General features: G+C 63.7%; 4 protein-coding genes. 3 read left to right on the top strand and 1 reads right to left on the bottom strand.

The features are described from left to right. A partial coding sequence (locus BP858_RS02860) for a MiaB/RimO family radical SAM methylthiotransferase (protein ID WP_286878795.1) occupies positions 1–1,085 on the bottom strand: 1,085 nt, incomplete at its 3' end. A gap of 96 nt (positions 1,086–1,181) precedes the next feature. Between BP858_RS02860 and nadX the strand changes: the two genes are divergently transcribed. From nadX to BP858_RS02875, 3 genes are all read left to right on the top strand, one after another. After that, positions 1,182–1,940, top strand: coding sequence for an aspartate dehydrogenase (gene nadX / locus BP858_RS02865; protein ID WP_062262667.1), 759 nt, complete (start codon positions 1,182–1,184; stop codon positions 1,938–1,940). A gap of 2 nt (positions 1,941–1,942) precedes the next feature. Further along, positions 1,943–2,836 (top strand): quinolinate synthase NadA, encoded by an 894-nt coding sequence (gene nadA, locus BP858_RS02870; RefSeq protein WP_214166524.1) that lies wholly within the window; start codon positions 1,943–1,945, stop codon positions 2,834–2,836. Positions 2,837–2,845: 9 nt separating this feature from the next. Next, positions 2,846–3,353: nicotinate-nucleotide diphosphorylase (locus BP858_RS02875; protein ID WP_394339372.1), on the top strand; the 508-nt coding region annotated here is incomplete at its 3' end.

Consider the following 3,353-nt stretch of genomic DNA (forward strand, 5'->3'; position numbering starts at 1 on the left):
CCCATCCAGCGCTCGTTGTAGCGGTCGTAGATCCGGTTCGCCTCTGCAAGCAGCGCCCGGGACCGGTCTTTCCGTATCCGCTCGGGGAGGTCTTTTAAGGCAGCGGCGGGCGTGCCGGGCCGCCGGGAGTAGCGGGTGATGTTCACCTTCACAAACGCCGCACGCCGCAGGAGGTCGAGCGTCTGCCGGAACTCCTCGTCCGTCTCCCCGGGAAACCCGGTGATGAAGTCGGACGATATCATCATATCCGGATAGCGTTCCCTGAACGCATCGACGATTCGAATGACGTCGCCCGCACGGTAACCGCGTTGCATCCGCTCAAGGACGGTATCCGAGCCAGACTGGACAGGGAGGTGGAGGAACCGGAACATCTTCTCGCTTGCGTAGGCATCGATGAGCGGGTCAAGGATCCCGAGCACTGGGGCCGGATGCATCATCCCCAACCGGACGGCAAACCGCCCCGGGATCTCCGTGATCGCCTGCAGGAGGTCGGGGAGCGACTCCCCCCGGTCGAGCCCCCAGGCTGCCACGTCCTGCCCGGTCAGCTGGATCTCAAAGGCCCCTGACCGGACGAGGCCCCGGACGGCATCGAGGATCTCTTCGGGCGGCGCGCTCTTGAGCCTTCCTCGTGCAAGCCGGGTGATGCAGTAACTGCACCGGCCGACGCATCCGCTCGCCACCTGGACCACGCCGATTGCCCCCGCACCGGGGCTGCCGACGCCGCTGGCGCGCTCATGGATCTCGTCGGGGTGGATGACGTGGGCGGTGCAGACCGAGTTGATCAACTCCCTCTGGACAAGCGGCATGCACCCGGTCACGTAGAGGTCCCGGTCGGCGAACGCAGCCAGGCGCCGGAGCATCTTCCGCTCGGTCGCCCCGATCACCGTGCAGGTGTTGATGATCACGGCGTCCGCCTCATCAGGCCCGGTCAGCCTGCACCCGAGACCTTCCAGTATCGCTTCCAGCCTCCGGGCGTCGGCATGGTTGTAGGTGCAGCCGTAACTCTCGATGTAGACCTTCTTTCCTCGCAGATCTTCTATGGTGATATCAGATGTCCCCCTGCGGCCGGGCCGCCGGCGGTGCACAACCCCCTCTCGACCGGAGGAGGTTCCCCCGGCATTGGGCTGTTTTTCTGTCCGGGCACAATACTTAACCGCTGATATTACAATTTCTTTACTAGAATGATAAAAATAGGGTTGCTGGGGTGCGGTAACGTCGGGCGCATCATCGCCGCGCACGCCGAGAGCATCCAGATTGTTGCGGTCTTTGATATCATCCCCGGGCGGGCTGAAGAACTGGCGACGCTCTGCCATGCCCGGGCATATACAGACTTTGATGCCTTCATGCAGGAGGACTTCTCGATCGTCGTGGAAGCCGCCTCGGTCGACGCAGTCAGGCGCTACGCGGAGGCGGTCCTCCGGTCGGGCAGGGATATTGTCGTCCTCTCCGTGGGGGCGCTTGCTGATGTGGAGTTCCGCGAGCGCCTCATCGAGGTCGCACGGGAGGTGGGAAAGAAGATCCGTATCCCGAGCGGCGCCATCATCGGGCTCGATAACCTCAAGATCGGCCAGATATCGCCGCCGGAGAAACTCCTGCTGCGGACGACCAAGCCCCCCGCGTCGCTTGGGATGGCTGCCGGGACCAGAACAGAGATATTTAAGGGGCTTGCGCACGATTGTATAAAGCTATACCCAAAAAACATCAACGTCGCGGTAGCGTTGGGACTGGCGGCCGGCCGGGACGCCGACGTGGAGCTCTGGGTCGACCCCGGAATAGAGAGGAACATTCACGAGATATTTGCCGAGGGTGACTTTGGGGACATCTACGTCCGGGTCAGAAACGTCCCGAGCCCTGATAACCCTGCAACGAGTTATATGGCGGCCCTCTCCATCCTGACGCTCTTAAAGAACCTCGAGAATCCTCTGGTGGTGGGGACATAGCAATGGAAATGGAGATTCGTGCGCTCAAAATCAGAAAGAACGCTATTATCATGGCGCATAACTACCAGCCCCTGGAGATCCAGGCGCTCGCCGATGTGGTGGGCGACAGCCTCGAGCTTGCGGTGAGGGCGAAGGAGGCCAAGGCCGACCTAATCGTCGTCTGCGGGGTCCGGTTTATGGCCGAGACGGCAAAGATCCTCAATCCGGAGCGGAAGGTGGTCATACCGGTGCCGGACGCGGGGTGTCCCCTCGCCGACTTCCTGACGCCGGAGATGATCCGGGAGGCAAAAGAGCGCCACCCGGATGCGGCCGTGGTGGTCTACGTCAACAGCACAGCTGAGAGCAAGGCGCTCGCCGATGTCACCTGCACATCTGCAAACGCGGTCAAGGTCGTCGCATCGCTCAAAAACGATACAATCCTCTTTGGACCGGACTCAAACCTTGCGGCATACGTCCAGCGGGAACTCCCGGAGAAGACGATCATCCCGCTGCCGCCCGGCGGCCACTGCTACGTCCATACCGGGTTCACCCTTGCCGACGTCGAAGCGGCCCGGAGGAAGGGCAGTATGGTCGTCTGTCACCCCGAGTGCCGGCCTGAGATCCAGGAGCAGGCTGACCTGGTCGCGTCCACGGGGGGTATGGTCCGGGGTGCCGCCGGCGGGAGCGAGCCCTGGTCGGTCTTCACCGAGCGGGAGATGGTCTCCCGTCTCCGGGTGCTCTACCCGGGCAGGGTCTTTTACGAGAAGCCGGAGGCGGTCTGTGCGGATATGAAGAAGATATCCCTCGCCGACCTCCAGCAAGCGCTCGAGCGCGAGGAGCATGAGGTCGTCCTCTCCCCCGAGGTCATGGACCGTGCGCGTCGGGCGATTGAGCGGATGATCGCCGTCGGGGCGTGAGGGGTGGCAATGATCCCGCTTGAGAACCTGCTCCGGTTCATCAGGGAGGATGCACCGTGGGGCGACGTCACCACCGATACGGTTGTCCCTGACGTCGCCTGCCGGGCGGTGGTCCGGGCGAAGGATCGTGGGACCATCGCCGGCCTTGCCGAGGCACGGGCGCTCTTTGAGCACTTTGGGGTCACGGTCCGCGAGCGTTCCGCCGATGGCAGGGCGGTCGCCCCCGGGGAGATCCTCCTCGAACTCGACGGTCCTGCGAGGGCGGTCCTCCTCGTGGAGCGGACGGCGCTCAACATCATCGGGAGGATGAGCGGGATTGCGACCCGGACCAGGGAGGCGGTCGATATGGTGCGGCAGGTCTCTCCGGCAGTACGGGTCGCCGCGACCCGGAAGACGGCCCCGGGGCTCCGGGCGCTGGATAAGAAGGCGGTGGTGCTTGGGGGAGGCGACCCGCACCGCTTCTCTATCTCAGATGTGGTCCTGGTCAAGGGCAACCATCTTGCGCTGGTGCCGCTCC

This window comes from Methanoculleus sp. UBA413, assembly GCF_002502935.1.
GTDB lineage: Archaea > Halobacteriota > Methanomicrobia > Methanomicrobiales > Methanoculleaceae > Methanoculleus > Methanoculleus bourgensis.

Excerpts from the sequence above, each read along its gene's own strand:
- nadX (WP_062262667.1), top strand. The coding sequence starts at position 1,182 with ATGATAAAAATAGGGTTGCTGGGGTGCGGTAACGTCGGGCGCATCATC.
- nadA (WP_214166524.1), top strand. The coding sequence starts at position 1,943 with ATGGAAATGGAGATTCGTGCGCTCAAAATCAGAAAGAACGCTATTATC.